The 20,782-nt window shown below is 47.2% G+C and carries 5 protein-coding genes, 7 tRNA genes and 8 rRNA genes; 3 read left to right on the top strand and 17 right to left on the bottom strand.

The window, feature by feature from the left end:
- Positions 1 to 29 precede the first annotated feature (29 nt).
- Positions 30 to 105 (bottom strand) — tRNA-Thr (locus AC3CHU_RS00760).
- A gap of 210 nt (positions 106 to 315) precedes the next feature.
- On the opposite strand from AC3CHU_RS00760, the gene coaA reads away from it, so the two are divergent.
- Complete coding sequence (gene coaA, locus AC3CHU_RS00755; protein WP_171313578.1) at positions 316 to 1,239, top strand: type I pantothenate kinase; 924 nt, start codon at positions 316 to 318, stop codon at positions 1,237 to 1,239.
- Positions 1,240 to 1,246: 7 nt separating this feature from the next.
- On the opposite strand, the gene birA is transcribed toward coaA, so the two are convergent.
- Positions 1,247 to 2,212 (bottom strand): bifunctional biotin--[acetyl-CoA-carboxylase] ligase/biotin operon repressor BirA, encoded by a 966-nt coding sequence (gene birA / locus AC3CHU_RS00750; RefSeq protein WP_488524943.1) that lies wholly within the window; start codon positions 2,210 to 2,212, stop codon positions 1,247 to 1,249.
- Positions 2,209 to 3,255, bottom strand: a complete 1,047-nt coding sequence (gene murB / locus AC3CHU_RS00745; protein ID WP_488524942.1) for a UDP-N-acetylmuramate dehydrogenase — start codon at positions 3,253 to 3,255, stop codon at positions 2,209 to 2,211. The genes birA and murB overlap by 4 nt, the downstream gene beginning before the upstream one ends.
- A gap of 66 nt (positions 3,256 to 3,321) precedes the next feature.
- On the opposite strand from murB, the gene AC3CHU_RS00740 reads away from it, so the two are divergent.
- Positions 3,322 to 3,753 carry a GNAT family N-acetyltransferase gene (locus AC3CHU_RS00740; protein ID WP_488524941.1) on the top strand — a complete coding sequence of 144 codons (432 nt, stop codon included), beginning with the start codon at positions 3,322 to 3,324 and terminating at the stop codon, positions 3,751 to 3,753.
- 91 nt (positions 3,754 to 3,844) lie between these two features.
- Entirely contained in the window at positions 3,845 to 5,185 is a 1,341-nt protein-coding gene (gene pssA / locus AC3CHU_RS00735) for a CDP-diacylglycerol--serine O-phosphatidyltransferase (RefSeq protein ID WP_237291009.1), read from the top strand.
- A gap of 614 nt (positions 5,186 to 5,799) precedes the next feature.
- Here the strand turns inward: pssA and AC3CHU_RS00730 are convergent.
- The 14 genes from AC3CHU_RS00730 to AC3CHU_RS00665 form a co-directional block, all read right to left on the bottom strand.
- Positions 5,800 to 5,876 (bottom strand) — tRNA-Asp (locus AC3CHU_RS00730).
- Positions 5,877 to 5,943: 67 nt separating this feature from the next.
- Positions 5,944 to 6,059, bottom strand: a 5S ribosomal RNA gene (gene rrf / locus AC3CHU_RS00725).
- Between the two features lie 98 nt (positions 6,060 to 6,157).
- Positions 6,158 to 9,050: ribosomal RNA gene (locus AC3CHU_RS00720) — 23S ribosomal RNA — on the bottom strand.
- A 336-nt stretch (positions 9,051 to 9,386) separates the two neighbouring features.
- Positions 9,387 to 9,462, bottom strand: a tRNA-Ala gene (locus tag AC3CHU_RS00715).
- Positions 9,463 to 9,483: 21 nt separating this feature from the next.
- Positions 9,484 to 9,560 (bottom strand) — tRNA-Ile (locus AC3CHU_RS00710).
- A 67-nt stretch (positions 9,561 to 9,627) separates the two neighbouring features.
- Positions 9,628 to 11,182, bottom strand: a 16S ribosomal RNA gene (locus tag AC3CHU_RS00705).
- Between the two features lie 428 nt (positions 11,183 to 11,610).
- A 5S ribosomal RNA gene (gene rrf, locus AC3CHU_RS00700) occupies positions 11,611 to 11,726 on the bottom strand.
- 98 nt (positions 11,727 to 11,824) lie between these two features.
- Positions 11,825 to 14,718: ribosomal RNA gene (locus tag AC3CHU_RS00695) — 23S ribosomal RNA — on the bottom strand.
- A gap of 403 nt (positions 14,719 to 15,121) precedes the next feature.
- Positions 15,122 to 15,197 (bottom strand) — tRNA-Val (locus AC3CHU_RS00690).
- A 32-nt stretch (positions 15,198 to 15,229) separates the two neighbouring features.
- Positions 15,230 to 15,305 (bottom strand) — tRNA-Lys (locus tag AC3CHU_RS00685).
- Positions 15,306 to 15,307: 2 nt separating this feature from the next.
- Positions 15,308 to 15,383 (bottom strand) — tRNA-Glu (locus AC3CHU_RS00680).
- Between the two features lie 91 nt (positions 15,384 to 15,474).
- A 16S ribosomal RNA gene (locus AC3CHU_RS00675) occupies positions 15,475 to 17,029 on the bottom strand.
- Between the two features lie 413 nt (positions 17,030 to 17,442).
- Positions 17,443 to 17,558, bottom strand: a 5S ribosomal RNA gene (rrf, locus tag AC3CHU_RS00670).
- Positions 17,559 to 17,656: 98 nt separating this feature from the next.
- Positions 17,657 to 20,550, bottom strand: a 23S ribosomal RNA gene (locus AC3CHU_RS00665).
- The 16S, 23S and 5S rRNA genes sit together here with 6 tRNA genes alongside, the layout of an rRNA operon.
- Positions 20,551 to 20,782: the final 232 nt, after the last annotated feature.

Raw genomic sequence — 20,782 nt, 5'->3', positions numbered from 1 at the left:
CTCGCTCTCTATAAATAGAAGGGAGAAAGTGGTGCCGACTACCGGAGTCGAACTGGTGACCTACTGATTACAAGTCAGTTGCTCTACCTACTGAGCTAAGTCGGCACAAGTGGGGCGCATTTTATTGAATGATTTTCCACCTTGCAATAGTAAATTGCAAAAAAGTGTAAAATTCTCTTATCAAATTCCCATATACGGTTATTTAGCTCAAGGTTTCTGCCTTTAATCCGCATCTAGTAAAGGAAGATATTTAATTTATCTATCGCTTGATGTATTTTCCATGCACTTGTTTTGTTATCCACTATAGAGTTTTGTATGAGCCCATTTATGTCATTTGACCGCGCGCAGTGGTCTGAACTAAGGAATTTAGTTCCAATGACACTTTCTGAGAGCGATTTGAAAGAGCTTCAAGGCATCAATGAAAAGCTGACAATGGAAGAAGCTGTAGAAATTTACCTACCGTTATCTCGTCTGTTGAATCTCTATGTGGCCGCTCGACAAAATAGAAACTCAGTACTTCATCAATTTCTGGATAAGAAAGAGACTGCGCCGCCATTTATCATTGGTATCGCTGGCAGTGTGGCGGTAGGTAAAAGTACCACCGCTCGTCTACTCAAAGCTCTGTTATCTCGTTGGGACAACCACCCTAAAGTTGAACTAGTTACGACAGATGGCTTTTTGTATCCCAATGAAGTGCTTCAAGAAAAAGGCCTAATGAGTAAGAAAGGGTTCCCTGAGTCTTATGATATTAAAGCGCTAGTCAATTTTGTATCAGACGTGAAGGCATGCAAGCGTAATGTGACAGCACCTGTGTACTCTCACCTCACCTACAACATTACCAATGAAGTAAAAGAGGTCGACTTACCAGATGTGCTTATTATTGAAGGACTCAACGTTCTACAAAGCGGTATGAATTACCCACATGAGCCTCATAGAGTCTTTATTTCAGACTTCCTCGACTTCTCGTTATATGTCGATGCTGAAAGCGCTCAAATTCAACAATGGTATGTAAATCGTTTTATGAAGTTTCGTGAAGGTGCCTTCGCTAAACCAGGGTCATACTTCGGGCACTACACTAAATTATCAGATCTAGCCGCTAAGGAAAAAGCAGAAGGTATTTGGCAATCAATCAATGGTTTAAACCTAGAGCAGAATATCCTTCCGACCAGAGAAAGGGCTCACCTGATTCTACGCAAGGGCGCAGATCATATGGTCGAAGAAGTGTTACTAAGAAAATAGTAGAGCCTTAGTCTCCTTTTCTCAGCGAGATTTCTCCCCCGATATAGCTCTCTATACCACTCTCAGTTTTGAGCAGCACGGCGCCTTGTTCATCAATCCCCTGAACGACACCTTCAATTTCTCTAGGTCCAATAATCAACCTTACGTTGCGACCTAAGAAATTATCTAAGCGGTTCCACCGTTCGACAAAATTAGACATTCCTTTCAACTCATAGTCGGCAAGTGACTTGTCCCAAGCATTGATCAGAGCCTGTGCTAAATCATTACGATCTGGCACTTTCCCATCACACACTTCTTTGAGAGAGGTCCACGGCTGACCAATACCTGATGTTGTCGGGTCCATGGACAGGTTTAGTCCCAAACCAATAACAATATGAGCAGCGCCACCAGACTGTCCTGACAACTCGACTAAAATACCCGCGAGTTTCTTGTCATTATGATAAAGGTCGTTCGGCCACTTTAGTTTAACTCCTTCAACTCCCATATCCTCCAACGCCTCTACAACGGCGACACCAACCACAAGACTCAGCCCCATAGCCGCAGCCATACCGGCATCGAGTCTCCAATACATAGAAAGGTAAAGATTTGCACCAAATGGCGATACCCACTCTCTTCCACGACGTCCACGACCTGCAGCTTGATATTCAGCAATACAGACCGAACCCGATTCGAGGGTATTAGTACGCTCTAATAGATGCTGGTTTGTTGAACCTATGATTGGAATGAGTTCAAGAGAAGCATCACGACTCACAGCAGACAATTTTTCTTGGTCAAGCATATCTAAACGACTGGCTAGCTTATAACCTTTGCCTTGTACTCGGTAGATATCTAACCCCCACTCTTGGATACCTTTAATGTGCTTACTGATAGCCGCTCGTGATACACCGATCATTTCACCTAAGTATTCACCAGAATGAAACTCACCATCGGCAAGACATCTCAATAGTGCAAGCTTGGTACTGTGCTCTCTCATACCAATGACTCCAAAGCTTTATCTAGGTTTGTCTCACTGTCTTGACCCATGAAGCGAACTTCGTGTTCCAATGATATATCGAACTTGTCTAGGACAGCTTGACGTACTCGTGCTGCAAGTCTGAGGATATCCGTAGCAGACGCTTCATCATAATTGATGATAACTAATGCTTGATTTGGGTGAACTTGAGCACCGCCTTCTGTCACGCCTTTGAACTGGCATTGATCAATCAGCCAGCCTGCAGCTACTTTGATCATGCCATTACTCTCATAGCCGACAATGTTGGGATATAGAGCTGACAGGCGATCAAAATGATCTTTGATGATCACAGGGTTTTTGAAGAAGCTACCCGCATTGCCTTGGACTCTAGGATCTGGCAACTTACTTGAACGGATAGCGCATACTTCATCAAATATAGTACGAGGTGAGAGAGTTTCAGCCAGTAGGCTTTTTAACGGACCATAGTGATTACATGGTTTCCACTCTTTAGGTAGGATCAAACCAATCGCAACAACAATCGCTTTGCCATAGAGAGCGTGCTTAAAAATAGAATCTCGGTAGCCAAAGAGACATTCCTCTTTGCTTAACCGCTTAACTGTATAAGTATCCAGATACAGAATATCAACATATTCGCATACGTCTTGCAGTTCAACACCATACGCACCAATATTCTGAATAGGAGCAGAACCTGAACAACCAGGTATCATTGCGAGGTTTTCTAGACCACCCAGACCTTTATCAACACTCCACTCAACCAAGCTTGGCCAATCCTCACCACCACTCACATGCAGAAGGTGATGACGGTCCGTCTCGGTCATCTCAATCCCAGCTAATTTATTGACAATGATCAAACCAGCGAAATGCTTGGTAAAAAGCATATTGCTGCCCTTACCCAGAATTAACTTAGGTGAAGTTGACCATTTAGGATTCCTATAAACCGAAATCAGTTCGTCGATCGTAGTTACTTCAACCAACGCATCACAGGTCTGATCGATAGAAAAAGTATGAACATTTTTTAAACTAGCATTGAGATGGAATTGCATGGCGATATTCAATTAACTTACACTGCCATCATTCTACAGCAGATAAACCAATGGCGCAGTGACTGAATGAACAATGTCATCATTACTCAATTAGACCCAGTAAAGGTTCCCCTAGTTAAACGTTTCTATAAGGAACATTATCCAACGGGAAAAGCGAACAAGAGTGAACTGATCTATTCGTTATTACTAGATAACGAGCTTTGTGGTGTCGTGCGTTTTCGCACCATTGAAGATAATCGCTTACTTACTGGTATGGCGATATCAAAACAACATCGTGGTAAGCAATTAGGCTCTCTGCTTATGGACTATTGTGTGAAACATACGCTAACAGCAAGCGATTATTGCTTTGCTTATGCTCATCTCACCAACTTTTACTCTCGACACAAGTTCATGCAAGTAGACCCGACAGATCTTCCTAATGGCCTAAGAGTTTTGTACGAGCGCTATTCGAATAGCGGAAAAGATCTCATTCCTATGCATTATCTGCAAAATTGTTAGAGAATGCCTCGATTATCTAGTATTTGATGCTATCCCTTTGGTAAAATTAAAGGTTCGCAATTTTGCATATTTTTAAGGTAAAACAGTCAATATGATTGCCAGTAGGAATCCATTCATACAGTTGCCAACCATAGCGCAGAATCCTGACAAGTTTGAAGTACTACTATCAGCGCAAGAGTTTAGAGCTCGCTTACTTGATGAGATATCTCGCGCAACAACTCGTATTAGTTTAGTCGCTTTGTATCTTGAAGATGATGAGGCTGGCCGTGAGATCCTAACTGCCTTATATGAAGCAAAGCAAAAGAATCCAGAATTAGATGTGAGTGTGTGTGTCGATTGGCACAGAGCTCAACGTGGATTGATTGGCGCGGAGTCTTCTGAAGGCAATGCAGCCATGTATAAAGAGTTTGCGGAAAAATATCAGCACTCTGTACCTGTTTATGGCATTCCAGTTCGCGGCAAAGAAGTCTTTGGCGTATTGCACTTAAAAGGCTTTATCGTCGATGACAGCGTGATATACAGCGGTGCAAGCCTTAACAATATCTATTTAAGTTATCATGATCGTTACCGTTTCGATCGCTACCATGTTTTAAACAACGCAACACTTGCTGACTCAATGTTCTCCTATGTCCAAGAACAAATGATCTCAGACATCGCTGTTTATGATCTTGCTGATAAGAACAAACCGCTAACTAAAGAGTTAAAGCCAGCAATCCGTCAATTCAGAGCATCGTTAGCACGCTCTCAATACAAGTTCGACTCTCAAGATGTCTCCGCAGAACAAGTGGCCGTAACTCCTTTAGTTGGTATAGGTAAGAGACGTAACCGCCTAAATCAGGGAATTAACCAACTGGTTGCTCAAGCTAAAGATGAAATTTTCATTTGTACGCCATATTTCAATTTTCCGCCTAGCCTAGCGAAAGAAGTGAAGAGAGCACTTAAGCGTGGCGTAAAGGTAACGATTGTTGTCGGCGATAAGACAGCCAATGACTTCTTTATCTCACCAGAGGAAGAGTTTAAAACGATTGGTGGCTTGCCTTACTTATACGAATTGAACCTGCGTCGATTTGCGAAGGCAAATGAAGCGAATATAGCAAGTCGTAACCTGTCTATCCGACTTTGGCAACACGATTCCAACAGCTTCCATTTGAAGGGCATTTGGGTTGATAAACGCTACATGCTACTCACAGGTAATAACCTAAACCCACGCGCATGGAAGTTGGACTTAGAAAATGGCATATTCATCCAAGATAACTATCATCATCTAACGGATAAATTCCAAGCTGAGGTTGATAATATTGTTCAACACACACAGCTAATCTGCACTTATAAGCAATTGGACAAGATTGAGAGCTATCCGATGGAGGTTCAGAAGTTGATTCGTAAGATCACTCGTGTCAAAGCCGATAGAGTCCTTAAACAAATATTGTAGTCGATGTATTAGAAACATTATTTATCAACGCCTAGCAAACGCTAGGCGTTTTTGTATCTGCGAGATAAGTTTGTTTGTTGTAATTTCTCTATTTACTCAAGACTAATGCCAACGCCTAAATCTCCAAGTATCTACCTTTCTAGTCAGCCTAATAATTAAGGCTATCAGACACAAATAACAACCAAGTAAGATACCAACTCAATCGACAATTACTTTCTATATCCTAATCGCCACTCCTTACAACGAGGAACTAGCGTGATAGCTCACTTGTGCTCAGATTAGTCTAATTTGATGCTCAGTTCTACTTGGCTTAGCTAAAAAATAGTTAGAAAGAACTATTTCGATTCGTCAGATTTAAGAACCAAACTGCACCTCCCGACGCCGAGAGAGATACCTCATAGGTAGTGATAATGATCTGCAGCCAAACTCCAAAACACATACGCCAGAAACGACGAAAGCCTAGTCGTCAGACTAGGCTTTCTGATAAGTAGCGGAATGGACGGGGTTGCGGACTTCAGGCAATCCCTTTGTGGGACTCATTCGACCGAAGGGCAAAACACTTTTCTTGAGATGTAAAAAAGCCCTGCTATTTCTAGCAGGGCTTTTTTAATAAGTGGCGGAGTGGACGGGACTCGAACCCGCGACCCCCGGCGTGACAGGCCGGTATTCTAACCAACTGAACTACCACTCCGCAGTGGTCAACTCACTAAGTGAGCGTCCATATCTCCAGGTCGGTCAACCTAAAGATTTAATTTAAAGCCTGGCGATGTCCTACTCTCACATGGGGAAACCCCACACTACCATCGGCGCTATTGTGTTTCACTTCTGAGTTCGGCATGGAATCAGGTGGGTCCACAATGCTATGGTCGCCAAGCAAATTTTAAAATTCGGAAAGCTTATCTAAAAGTTATTTCTCTTCAAACGCATTCAAGGTCTGGTACTTCTGAGTCCACAAAACCCCTTGGGTGTTGTATGGTTAAGCCTCACGGGCAATTAGTACAGGTTAGCTCAATGCCTCGCAGCACTTACACACCCTGCCTATCAACGTCGTAGTCTACGACAACCCTTTAGGACACTTATAGTGCCAGGGAAAACTCATCTCAAGGCTCGCTTCCCGCTTAGATGCTTTCAGCGGTTATCGATTCCGAACTTAGCTACCGGGCAATGCCATTGGCATGACAACCCGAACACCAGAGGTTCGTCCACTCCGGTCCTCTCGTACTAGGAGCAGCCCCTTTCAATTTTCCAACGCCCACGGCAGATAGGGACCGAACTGTCTCACGACGTTCTAAACCCAGCTCGCGTACCACTTTAAATGGCGAACAGCCATACCCTTGGGACCGACTTCAGCCCCAGGATGTGATGAGCCGACATCGAGGTGCCAAACACCGCCGTCGATATGAACTCTTGGGCGGTATCAGCCTGTTATCCCCGGAGTACCTTTTATCCGTTGAGCGATGGCCCTTCCATTCAGAACCACCGGATCACTATGACCTGCTTTCGCACCTGCTCGAATTGTCATTCTCGCAGTCAAGCGGGCTTATGCCATTGCACTAACCACACGATGTCCAACCGTGTTTAGCCCACCTTCGTGCTCCTCCGTTACTCTTTGGGAGGAGACCGCCCCAGTCAAACTACCCACCAGGCACTGTCCGTAATCCCGATTCAGGGACCAACGTTAGAACATCAAAACTACAAGGGTGGTATTTCAAGGACGACTCCACCACATCTAGCGACGCGGTTTCATAGTCTCCCACCTATCCTACACATGTAGGTTCAATGTTCAGTGCCAAGCTGTAGTAAAGGTTCACGGGGTCTTTCCGTCTAGCCGCGGGTACACTGCATCTTCACAGCGATTTCAATTTCACTGAGTCTCGGGTGGAGACAGCGTGGCCATCATTACGCCATTCGTGCAGGTCGGAACTTACCCGACAAGGAATTTCGCTACCTTAGGACCGTTATAGTTACGGCCGCCGTTTACCGGGGCTTCGATCAAGAGCTTCGACCGAAGTCTAACCCCATCAATTAACCTTCCGGCACCGGGCAGGCGTCACACCGTATACGTCATCTTACGATTTTGCACAGTGCTGTGTTTTTAATAAACAGTTGCAGCCACCTGGTATCTGCGACTCTCGTCTGCTCCATCCGCAAGGGACTTCACTGATAAGAGCGTACCTTCTCCCGAAGTTACGGTACCATTTTGCCTAGTTCCTTCACCCGAGTTCTCTCAAGCGCCTTGGTATTCTCTACCCGACCACCTGTGTCGGTTTGGGGTACGATTCCTTACAATCTGAAGCTTAGAGGCTTTTCCTGGAAGCATGGCATCAATGACTTCACTACCGTAGTAGCTCGACATCGTATCTCAGCGTTAAGAAAGTCCGGATTTACCTAAACTTTCCGCCTACGTACTTGAACCTGGACAACCGTCGCCAGGCCCACCTAGCCTTCTCCGTCCCCCCATCGCAATTGTAAGAAGTACGGGAATATTAACCCGTTTCCCATCGACTACGCCTTTCGGCCTCGCCTTAGGAGTCGACTTACCCTGCCCCGATTAACGTTGGACAGGAACCCTTGGTCTTCCGGCGAGGGAGTTTTTCACTCCCTTTATCGTTACTCATGTCAGCATTCGCACTTCTGATACCTCCAGCAGCCCTTACAGACCACCTTCAACGGCTTACAGAACGCTCCCCTACCCCACATACCCTAAGGTATGTAGCCGCAGCTTCGGTGTATAGCTTAGCCCCGTTACATCTTCCGCGCAGGCCGACTCGACCAGTGAGCTATTACGCTTTCTTTAAATGATGGCTGCTTCTAAGCCAACATCCTGGCTGTCTGAGCCTTCCCACATCGTTTCCCACTTAGCTATACTTTGGGACCTTAGCTGGCGGTCTGGGTTGTTTCCCTCTCCACGACGGACGTTAGCACCCGCCGTGTGTCTCCCGGATAGTACTTACTGGTATTCGGAGTTTGCAAAGGGTTGGTAAGTCGGGATGACCCCCTAGCCTTAACAGTGCTCTACCCCCAGTAGTATTCGTCCGAGGCGCTACCTAAATAGCTTTCGGGGAGAACCAGCTATCTCCAGGTTTGATTGGCCTTTCACCCCTAGCCACAAGTCATCCGCTAATTTTTCAACATTAGTCGGTTCGGTCCTCCAGTTGATGTTACTCAACCTTCAACCTGCCCATGGCTAGATCACCTGGTTTCGGGTCTAATCCTAGCAACTGTACGCCCAGTTAAGACTCGGTTTCCCTACGGCTCCCCTAAACGGTTAACCTTGCTACTAAAATTAAGTCGCTGACCCATTATACAAAAGGTACGCAGTCACACCACGAAGGTGCTCCTACTGCTTGTACGTACACGGTTTCAGGTTCTATTTCACTCCCCTCACAGGGGTTCTTTTCGCCTTTCCCTCACGGTACTGGTTCACTATCGGTCAGTCAGTAGTATTTAGCCTTGGAGGATGGTCCCCCCATATTCAGACAGGATATCACGTGTCCCGCCCTACTCGTTTTCACTGATTATGAGATGTCGACTACGGGGCTATCACCCTTTACTGCGGCACTTTCCAGAGCCTTCGTCTGTCTCATTAAAAGCTTAAGGGCTAATCCAATTTCGCTCGCCGCTACTTTCGGAATCTCGGTTGATTTCTCTTCCTCGGGGTACTTAGATGTTTCAGTTCCCCCGGTTTGCCTCCTGTTGCTATGTATTCACAACAGGATACTTACTTATGTAAGTGGGTTTCCCCATTCAGGAATCCCAGACTCAAAAGGTTATTACTACCTAATCTGGGCTTATCGCAAGTTATTACGCCTTTCATCGCCTCTGACTGCCAAGGCATCCACCGTGTACGCTTAGTCACTTAACCATACAACCCGAAAGGGTTTCTATTTGCTTTCACTTTAAAAAGTGAAGACAAATAAGCGTATGGCAACTAACCAAGGTTTTTGGTTGCCATCAAGAAGGGTTAATTCTTGATGACTGTTTGCCGGACTCAATTGTGAATCAAACTAAAGTTTGATTCGAATACAAGACACTTGAATGTGTTTGTTGTGTTTATCTAATGAAAGATAAACATTGAGAACTTTTAAATTTGATTGAATTACTCGTAAGTAATCAATCAGTCAGCTTTCCAAATTGTTAAAGAGCTTGATTCAAACTAATGAACCATTTCTAAATATTTTCAAATAAAAACACTTAAAGATGGTGGAGCTATGCGGGATCGAACCGCAGACCTCCTGCGTGCAAGGCAGGCGCTCTCCCAGCTGAGCTATAGCCCCATCTTTGTTTCTCATCGATATTGGTGGGTCTGAGTGGACTCGAACCACCGACCTCCCGCTTATCAGGCGAGCGCTCTAACCAGCTGAGCTACAGACCCAATATCGTCTCTTTTACTTTCTAAACCTAATCAATCTGTGTGGACACTCATCGTAAGTATCTTCGTATAAGGAGGTGATCCAGCCCCAGGTTCCCCTAGGGCTACCTTGTTACGACTTCACCCCAGTCATGAACCACAAAGTGGTGAGCGTCCTCCCCGAAAGGTTAAACTACCCACTTCTTTTGCAGCCCACTCCCATGGTGTGACGGGCGGTGTGTACAAGGCCCGGGAACGTATTCACCGTGACATTCTGATTCACGATTACTAGCGATTCCGACTTCATGGAGTCGAGTTGCAGACTCCAATCCGGACTACGACGCACTTTTTGGGATTCGCTCACTATCGCTAGCTTGCTGCCCTCTGTATGCGCCATTGTAGCACGTGTGTAGCCCTACTCGTAAGGGCCATGATGACTTGACGTCGTCCCCACCTTCCTCCGGTTTATCACCGGCAGTCTCCCTGGAGTTCCCGACATTACTCGCTGGCAAACAAGGATAAGGGTTGCGCTCGTTGCGGGACTTAACCCAACATTTCACAACACGAGCTGACGACAGCCATGCAGCACCTGTCTCAGAGTTCCCGAAGGCACACCTGCGTCTCCGCTGGCTTCTCTGGATGTCAAGAGTAGGTAAGGTTCTTCGCGTTGCATCGAATTAAACCACATGCTCCACCGCTTGTGCGGGCCCCCGTCAATTCATTTGAGTTTTAATCTTGCGACCGTACTCCCCAGGCGGTCTACTTAACGCGTTAGCTCCGAAAGCCACGGCTCAAGGCCACAACCTCCAAGTAGACATCGTTTACGGCGTGGACTACCAGGGTATCTAATCCTGTTTGCTCCCCACGCTTTCGCATCTGAGTGTCAGTGTCTGTCCAGGGGGCCGCCTTCGCCACTGGTATTCCTTCAGATCTCTACGCATTTCACCGCTACACCTGAAATTCTACCCCCCTCTACAGCACTCTAGTTCACCAGTTTCAAATGCAGTTCCGAGGTTGAGCCCCGGGCTTTCACATCTGACTTAATGAACCACCTGCATGCGCTTTACGCCCAGTAATTCCGATTAACGCTCGCACCCTCCGTATTACCGCGGCTGCTGGCACGGAGTTAGCCGGTGCTTCTTCTGTTGCTAACGTCAAGATGCGCAGCTATTAACTACACACCCTTCCTCACAACTGAAAGTACTTTACAACCCGAAGGCCTTCTTCATACACGCGGCATGGCTGCATCAGGCTTTCGCCCATTGTGCAATATTCCCCACTGCTGCCTCCCGTAGGAGTCTGGACCGTGTCTCAGTTCCAGTGTGGCTGATCATCCTCTCAGACCAGCTAGGGATCGTCGCCTTGGTGAGCCATTACCTCACCAACTAGCTAATCCCACCTAGGCATATCTTGACGCGAGAGGTCCGAAGATCCCCCTCTTTGGCCCGTAGGCATTATGCGGTATTAGCCATCGTTTCCAATGGTTATCCCCCACATCAAGGCAATTTCCTAGGCATTACTCACCCGTCCGCCGCTCGACGCCCATTAACGCACCCGAAGGATTGTTAGTGTCGTTTCCGCTCGACTTGCATGTGTTAGGCCTGCCGCCAGCGTTCAATCTGAGCCATGATCAAACTCTTCAATTTAAGATTTTGTGACTCAACGAATACTGACTTCAAAACTAATATTTATTCGCTCTTTCGAAAAAGATTGATAAACATGTAATTTTAAAGCTATTACCATTCCAACAGAATGGTAATGAATTGACTGTGCCAAAATTAAATAAACTTAACTTTGTATTGGTCACTCAGTTCATTGAAATCAAGTTTGTTACCGAAGTAACTGTTACTACCTAAGTAATAACGTTTTGATATTCATCAACGAGTGCCCACACAGATTGATAGGTTTAAATTGTTAAAGAGCGTGTTCTCTAAAAAGAGAACGCTTTCAGTGCCTTAGCACGTAAGCAGGACGCGTATAATACGCTTTCCACTTTGAAAGTCAACATAAAACTCTAAGAAAACTTAGAACCCTATGGTGACTTGTCTATTAAATAGACAAAGTCGAAATTAAAGCCTGGCGATGTCCTACTCTCACATGGGGAAACCCCACACTACCATCGGCGCTATTGTGTTTCACTTCTGAGTTCGGCATGGAATCAGGTGGGTCCACAATGCTATGGTCGCCAAGCAAATTTTAAAATTCGGAAAGCTTATCTAAAAGTTATTTCTCTTCAAACGCATTCAAGGTCTGGTACTTCTGAGTCCACAAAACCCCTTGGGTGTTGTATGGTTAAGCCTCACGGGCAATTAGTACAGGTTAGCTCAATGCCTCGCAGCACTTACACACCCTGCCTATCAACGTCGTAGTCTACGACAACCCTTTAGGACACTTATAGTGCCAGGGAAAACTCATCTCAAGGCTCGCTTCCCGCTTAGATGCTTTCAGCGGTTATCGATTCCGAACTTAGCTACCGGGCAATGCCATTGGCATGACAACCCGAACACCAGAGGTTCGTCCACTCCGGTCCTCTCGTACTAGGAGCAGCCCCTTTCAATTTTCCAACGCCCACGGCAGATAGGGACCGAACTGTCTCACGACGTTCTAAACCCAGCTCGCGTACCACTTTAAATGGCGAACAGCCATACCCTTGGGACCGACTTCAGCCCCAGGATGTGATGAGCCGACATCGAGGTGCCAAACACCGCCGTCGATATGAACTCTTGGGCGGTATCAGCCTGTTATCCCCGGAGTACCTTTTATCCGTTGAGCGATGGCCCTTCCATTCAGAACCACCGGATCACTATGACCTGCTTTCGCACCTGCTCGAATTGTCATTCTCGCAGTCAAGCGGGCTTATGCCATTGCACTAACCACACGATGTCCAACCGTGTTTAGCCCACCTTCGTGCTCCTCCGTTACTCTTTGGGAGGAGACCGCCCCAGTCAAACTACCCACCAGGCACTGTCCGTAATCCCGATTCAGGGACCAACGTTAGAACATCAAAACTACAAGGGTGGTATTTCAAGGACGACTCCATCACATCTAGCGACGCAATTTCATAGTCTCCCACCTATCCTACACATGTAGGTTCAATGTTCAGTGCCAAGCTGTAGTAAAGGTTCACGGGGTCTTTCCGTCTAGCCGCGGGTACACTGCATCTTCACAGCGATTTCAATTTCACTGAGTCTCGGGTGGAGACAGCGTGGCCATCATTACGCCATTCGTGCAGGTCGGAACTTACCCGACAAGGAATTTCGCTACCTTAGGACCGTTATAGTTACGGCCGCCGTTTACCGGGGCTTCGATCAAGAGCTTCGACCGAAGTCTAACCCCATCAATTAACCTTCCGGCACCGGGCAGGCGTCACACCGTATACGTCATCTTACGATTTTGCACAGTGCTGTGTTTTTAATAAACAGTTGCAGCCACCTGGTATCTGCGACTCTCGTCTGCTCCATCCGCAAGGGACTTCACTGATAAGAGCGTACCTTCTCCCGAAGTTACGGTACCATTTTGCCTAGTTCCTTCACCCGAGTTCTCTCAAGCGCCTTGGTATTCTCTACCCGACCACCTGTGTCGGTTTGGGGTACGATTCCTTACAATCTGAAGCTTAGAGGCTTTTCCTGGAAGCATGGCATCAATGACTTCACTACCGTAGTAGCTCGACATCGTATCTCAGCGTTAATGAAAGTCCGGATTTACCTAAACTTTCCGCCTACGTACTTGAACCTGGACAACCGTCGCCAGGCCCACCTAGCCTTCTCCGTCCCCCCATCGCAATTGTAAGAAGTACGGGAATATTAACCCGTTTCCCATCGACTACGCCTTTCGGCCTCGCCTTAGGAGTCGACTTACCCTGCCCCGATTAACGTTGGACAGGAACCCTTGGTCTTCCGGCGAGGGAGTTTTTCACTCCCTTTATCGTTACTCATGTCAGCATTCGCACTTCTGATACCTCCAGCATGCCTTACAGCACACCTTCAACGGCTTACAGAACGCTCCCCTACCCCACATACCCTAAGGTACGTAGCCGCAGCTTCGGTGTATAGCTTAGCCCCGTTACATCTTCCGCGCAGGCCGACTCGACCAGTGAGCTATTACGCTTTCTTTAAATGATGGCTGCTTCTAAGCCAACATCCTGGCTGTCTGAGCCTTCCCACATCGTTTCCCACTTAGCTATACTTTGGGACCTTAGCTGGCGGTCTGGGTTGTTTCCCTCTCCACGACGGACGTTAGCACCCGCCGTGTGTCTCCCGGATAGTACTTACTGGTATTCGGAGTTTGCAAAGGGTTGGTAAGTCGGGATGACCCCCTAGCCTTAACAGTGCTCTACCCCCAGTAGTATTCGTCCGAGGCGCTACCTAAATAGCTTTCGGGGAGAACCAGCTATCTCCAGGTTTGATTGGCCTTTCACCCCTAGCCACAAGTCATCCGCTAATTTTTCAACATTAGTCGGTTCGGTCCTCCAGTTGATGTTACTCAACCTTCAACCTGCCCATGGCTAGATCACCTGGTTTCGGGTCTAATCCTAGCAACTGTACGCCCAGTTAAGACTCGGTTTCCCTACGGCTCCCCTAAACGGTTAACCTTGCTACTAAAATTAAGTCGCTGACCCATTATACAAAAGGTACGCAGTCACACCACGAAGGTGCTCCTACTGCTTGTACGTACACGGTTTCAGGTTCTATTTCACTCCCCTCACAGGGGTTCTTTTCGCCTTTCCCTCACGGTACTGGTTCACTATCGGTCAGTCAGTAGTATTTAGCCTTGGAGGATGGTCCCCCCATATTCAGACAGGATATCACGTGTCCCGCCCTACTCGTTTTCACTGATTATGAGATGTCGACTACGGGGCTATCACCCTTTACTGCGGCACTTTCCAGAGCCTTCGTCTGTCTCATTAAAAGCTTAAGGGCTAATCCAATTTCGCTCGCCGCTACTTTCGGAATCTCGGTTGATTTCTCTTCCTCGGGGTACTTAGATGTTTCAGTTCCCCCGGTTTGCCTCCTGTTGCTATGTATTCACAACAGGATACTTACTTATGCAAGTGGGTTTCCCCATTCAGGAATCCCAGACTCAAAAGGTTATTACTACCTAATCTGGGCTTATCGCAAGTTATTACGCCTTTCATCGCCTCTGACTGCCAAGGCATCCACCGTGTACGCTTAGTCACTTAACCATACAACCCGAAAGGGTTTCTATTTGCTTTCACTTTAAAAAGTGAAGGCAAATAAGCGTATGGCAACTAACCAAGGTTTTTGGTTGTCATCAAGAAGGGTTAATTCTTGATGACTGTTTGCCGGACTCAATTGTGAATCAAACTAAAGTTTGATTCGAATACAAGACACTTGAATGTGTTTGTTGTGTTTATCTAATGAAAGATAAACATTGAGAACTTTTAAATTTGATTGAATTACTCGTAAGTAATCAATCAGTCAGCTTTCCAAATTGTTAAAGAGCATGAGACTTTAAGAACCAGTGTTCTAAAATTCACATTTTCTAAAGACTCTCAGGGTCAAACATACCAACCAACGACAAAAGAAGTGGTTTGGATATGAATATAACCAAGAATTTTTAGAGAATGGTGGGCGATACCGGGCTCGAACCAGTGACCCCCTGCTTGTAAGGCAGGTGCTCTCCCAACTGAGCTAATCGCCCACGATAGTTTTAATTCCTTCGCGGAGAAAGAATGGTGGGTCGTGCAGGATTCGAACCTGCGACCAATTGATTAAAAGTCAACTGCTCTACCAACTGAGCTAACGACCCAATGGTATCCCGTAGGGGAGTCGAACCCCTGTTACCGCCGTGAAAGGGCGGTGTCCTAGGCCTCTAGACGAACGGGACACTGGATATTGAAGAACTTGGGAGTTCTTCGTCTCTTTACTTTTCTAAACCTAATCAATCTGTGTGGACACTCATCGTGACTATCTTCGTATAAGGAGGTGATCCAGCCCCAGGTTCCCCTAGGGCTACCTTGTTACGACTTCACCCCAGTCATGAACCACAAAGTGGTGAGCGTCCTCCTCGAAAGGTTAAACTACCCACTTCTTTTGCAGCCCACTCCCATGGTGTGACGGGCGGTGTGTACAAGGCCCGGGAACGTATTCACCGTGACATTCTGATTCACGATTACTAGCGATTCCGACTTCATGGAGTCGAGTTGCAGACTCCAATCCGGACTACGACGCACTTTTTGGGATTCGCTCACTATCGCTAGCTTGCTGCCCTCTGTATGCGCCATTGTAGCACGTGTGTAGCCCTACTCGTAAGGGCCATGATGACTTGACGTCGTCCCCACCTTCCTCCGGTTTATCACCGGCAGTCTCCCTGGAGTTCCCGACATTACTCGCTGGCAAACAAGGATAAGGGTTGCGCTCGTTGCGGGACTTAACCCAACATTTCACAACACGAGCTGACGACAGCCATGCAGCACCTGTCTCAGAGTTCCCGAAGGCACACCTGCGTCTCCGCTGGCTTCTCTGGATGTCAAGAGTAGGTAAGGTTCTTCGCGTTGCATCGAATTAAACCACATGCTCCACCGCTTGTGCGGGCCCCCGTCAATTCATTTGAGTTTTAATCTTGCGACCGTACTCCCCAGGCGGTCTACTTAACGCGTTAGCTCCGAAAGCCACGGCTCAAGGCCACAACCTCCAAGTAGACATCGTTTACGGCGTGGACTACCAGGGTATCTAATCCTGTTTGCTCCCCACGCTTTCGCATCTGAGTGTCAGTGTCTGTCCAGGGGGCCGCCTTCGCCACTGGTATTCCTTCAGATCTCTACGCATTTCACCGCTACACCTGAAATTCTACCCCCCTCTACAGCACTCTAGTTCACCAGTTTCAAATGCAGTTCCGAGGTTGAGCCCCGGGCTTTCACATCTGACTTAATGAACCACCTGCATGCGCTTTACGCCCAGTAATTCCGATTAACGCTCGCACCCTCCGTATTACCGCGGCTGCTGGCACGGAGTTAGCCGGTGCTTCTTCTGTTGCTAACGTCAAGATGCGCAGCTATTAACTACACACCCTTCCTCACAACTGAAAGTACTTTACAACCCGAAGGCCTTCTTCATACACGCGGCATGGCTGCATCAGGCTTTCGCCCATTGTGCAATATTCCCCACTGCTGCCTCCCGTAGGAGTCTGGACCGTGTCTCAGTTCCAGTGTGGCTGATCATCCTCTCAGACCAGCTAGGGATCGTCGCCTTGGTGAGCCATTACCTCACCAACTAGCTAATCCCACCTAGGCATATCTTGACGCGAGAGGCCCGAAGGTCCCCCTCTTTGGCCCGTAGGCATTATGCGGTATTAGCCATCGTTTCCAATGGTTATCCCCCACATCAAGGCAATTTCCTAGGCATTACTCACCCGTCCGCCGCTCGACGCCCATTAACGCACCCGAAGGATTGTTAGTGTCGTTTCCGCTCGACTTGCATGTGTTAGGCCTGCCGCCAGCGTTCAATCTGAGCCATGATCAAACTCTTCAATTTAAGATTTTGTGACTCAACGAATACTGACTTCAAAACTAATATTCATGTAAACATGAACATGTAATTCTAAAGCTATTACCATTCCAACAGAATGGTAATGAATTGACTGTGCCAAAATTAAATAAACTTAACTTTGTATTGGTCACTCAGTTCATTGAAATCAAGTTTGTTACCGAAGTAACTGTTACTACCTAAGTAATAACGTTTTGATATTCATCAACGAGTGCCCACACAGATTGATAGGTTTAAATTGTTAAAGAGCGTGTTCTCTAAAAAGAGAACGCTTTCAGTGCCTTAGCACGTAAGCAGGACGCGTATAATACGCTTTCCACTTTGAAAGTCAACATAAAACTCTAAGAAAACTTAGAACCCTATGGTGACTTGTCTATTAAATAGACAAAGTCGAAATTAAAGCCTGGCGATGTCCTACTCTCACATGGGGAAACCCCACACTACCATCGGCGCTATTGTGTTTCACTTCTGAGTTCGGCATGGAATCAGGTGGGTCCACAATGCTATGGTCGCCAAGCAAATTTTAAAATTCGGAAAGCTTATCTAAAAGTTATTTCTCTTCAAACGCATTCAAGGTCTGGTACTTCTGAGTCCACAAAACCCCTTGGGTGTTGTATGGTTAAGCCTCACGGGCAATTAGTACAGGTTAGCTCAATGCCTCGCAGCACTTACACACCCTGCCTATCAACGTCGTAGTCTACGACAACCCTTTAGGACACTTATAGTGCCAGGGAAAACTCATCTCAAGGCTCGCTTCCCGCTTAGATGCTTTCAGCGGTTATCGATTCCGAACTTAGCTACCGGGCAATGCCATTGGCATGACAACCCGAACACCAGAGGTTCGTCCACTCCGGTCCTCTCGTACTAGGAGCAGCCCCTTTCAATTTTCCAACGCCCACGGCAGATAGGGACCGAACTGTCTCACGACGTTCTAAACCCAGCTCGCGTACCACTTTAAATGGCGAACAGCCATACCCTTGGGACCGACTTCAGCCCCAGGATGTGATGAGCCGACATCGAGGTGCCAAACACCGCCGTCGATATGAACTCTTGGGCGGTATCAGCCTGTTATCCCCGGAGTACCTTTTATCCGTTGAGCGATGGCCCTTCCATTCAGAACCACCGGATCACTATGACCTGCTTTCGCACCTGCTCGAATTGTCATTCTCGCAGTCAAGCGGGCTTATGCCATTGCACTAACCACACGATGTCCAACCGTGTTTAGCCCACCTTCGTGCTCCTCCGTTACTCTTTGGGAGGAGACCGCCCCAGTCAAACTACCCACCAGGCACTGTCCGTAATCCCGATTCAGGGACCAACGTTAGAACATCAAAACTACAAGGGTGGTATTTCAAGGACGACTCCATCACATCTAGCGACGCAATTTCATAGTCTCCCACCTATCCTACACATGTAGGTTCAATGTTCAGTGCCAAGCTGTAGTAAAGGTTCACGGGGTCTTTCCGTCTAGCCGCGGGTACACTGCATCTTCACAGCGATTTCAATTTCACTGAGTCTCGGGTGGAGACAGCGTGGCCATCATTACGCCATTCGTGCAGGTCGGAACTTACCCGACAAGGAATTTCGCTACCTTAGGACCGTTATAGTTACGGCCGCCGTTTACCGGGGCTTCGATCAAGAGCTTCGACCGAAGTCTAACCCCATCAATTAACCTTCCGGCACCGGGCAGGCGTCACACCGTATACGTCATCTTACGATTTTGCACAGTGCTGTGTTTTTAATAAACAGTTGCAGCCACCTGGTATCTGCGACTCTCGTCTGCTCCATCCGCAAGGGACTTCACTGATAAGAGCGTACCTTCTCCCGAAGTTACGGTACCATTTTGCCTAGTTCCTTCACCCGAGTTCTCTCAAGCGCCTTGGTATTCTCTACCCGACCACCTGTGTCGGTTTGGGGTACGATTCCTTACAATCTGAAGCTTAGAGGCTTTTCCTGGAAGCATGGCATCAATGACTTCACTACCGTAGTAGCTCGACATCGTATCTCAGCGTTAATGAAAGTCCGGATTTACCTAAACTTTCCGCCTACGTACTTGAACCTGGACAACCGTCGCCAGGCCCACCTAGCCTTCTCCGTCCCCCCATCGCAATTGTAAGAAGTACGGGAATATTAACCCGTTTCCCATCGACTACGCCTTTCGGCCTCGCCTTAGGAGTCGACTTACCCTGCCCCGATTAACGTTGGACAGGAACCCTTGGTCTTCCGGCGAGGGAGTTTTTCACTCCCTTTATCGTTACTCATGTCAGCATTCGCACTTCTGATACCTCCAGCATGCCTTACAGCACACCTTCAACGGCTTACAGAACGCTCCCCTACCCCACATACCCTAAGGTACGTAGCCGCAGCTTCGGTGTATAGCTTAGCCCCGTTACATCTTCCGCGCAGGCCGACTCGACCAGTGAGCTATTACGCTTTCTTTAAATGATGGCTGCTTCTAAGCCAACATCCTGGCTGTCTGAGCCTTCCCACATCGTTTCCCACTTAGCTATACTTTGGGACCTTAGCTGGCGGTCTGGGTTGTTTCCCTCTCCACGACGGACGTTAGCACCCGCCGTGTGTCTCCCGGATAGTACTTACTGGTATTCGGAGTTTGCAAAGGGTTGGTAAGTCGGGATGACCCCCTAGCCTTAACAGTGCTCTACCCCCAGTAGTATTCGTCCGAGGCGCTACCTAAATAGCTTTCGGGGAGAACCAGCTATCTCCAGGTTTGATTGGCCTTTCACCCCTAGCCACAAGTCATCCGCTAATTTTTCAACATTAGTCGGTTCGGTCCTCCAGTTGATGTTACTCAACCTTCAACCTGCCCATGGCTAGATCACCTGGTTTCGGGTCTAATCCTAGCAACTGTACGCCCAGTTAAGACTCGGTTTCCCTACGGCTCCCCTAAACGGTTAACCTTGCTACTAAAATTAAGTCGCTGACCCATTATACAAAAGGTACGCAGTCACACCACGAAGGTGCTCCTACTGCTTGTACGTACACGGTTTCAGGTTCTATTTCACTCCCCTCACAGGGGTTCTTTTCGCCTTTCCCTCACGGTACTGGTTCACTATCGGTCAGTCAGTAGTATTTAGCCTTGGAGGATGGTCCCCCCATATTCAGACAGGATATCACGTGTCCCGCCCTACTCGTTTTCACTGATTATGAGATGTCGATTACGGGGCTATCACCCTTTACTGCGGCACTTTCCAGAGCCTTCGTCTGTCTCATTAAAAGCTTAAGGGCTAATCCAATTTCGCTCGCCGCTACTTTCGGAATCTCGGTTGATTTCTCTTCCTCGGGGTACTTAGATGTTTCAGTTCCCCCGGTTTGCCTCCTGTTGCTATGTATTCACAACAGGATACTTACTTATGTAAGTGGGTTTCCCCATTCAGGAATCCCAGACTCAAAAGGTTATTACTACCTAATCTGGGCTTATCGCAAGTTATTACGCCTTTCATCGCCTCTGACTGCCAAGGCATCCACCGTGTACGCTTAGTCACTTAACCATACAACCCGAAAGGGTTTCTATTTGCTTTCACTTTAAAAAGTGAAGACAAATAAGCGTATGGCAACTAACCAAGGTTTTTGGTTGCCATCAAGAAGGGTTAATTCTTGATGACTGTTTGCCGGACTCAATTGTGAATCAAACTAAAGTTTGATTCGAATACAAGACACTTGAATGTGTTTGTTGTGTTTATCTAATGAAAGATAAACATTGAGAACTTTTAAATTTGATTG

It is taken from the genome of Vibrio sp. QJM3NY_39 (assembly GCF_057785895.1).
The sequence above is the reverse complement of the archived record's forward strand: the minus strand, read 5'-3'. Positions and strand labels throughout refer to the sequence as shown.

Excerpts from the sequence above, each read along its gene's own strand:
- coaA (WP_171313578.1), top strand. The coding sequence starts at position 316 with ATGAGCCCATTTATGTCATTTGACCGCGCGCAGTGGTCTGAACTAAGG.
- birA (WP_488524943.1), bottom strand. The coding sequence starts at position 2,212 with ATGAGAGAGCACAGTACCAAGCTTGCACTATTGAGATGTCTTGCCGAT.
- murB (WP_488524942.1), bottom strand. The coding sequence starts at position 3,255 with ATGCAATTCCATCTCAATGCTAGTTTAAAAAATGTTCATACTTTTTCT.
- AC3CHU_RS00740 (WP_488524941.1), top strand. The coding sequence starts at position 3,322 with ATGAACAATGTCATCATTACTCAATTAGACCCAGTAAAGGTTCCCCTA.
- pssA (WP_237291009.1), top strand. The coding sequence starts at position 3,845 with ATGATTGCCAGTAGGAATCCATTCATACAGTTGCCAACCATAGCGCAG.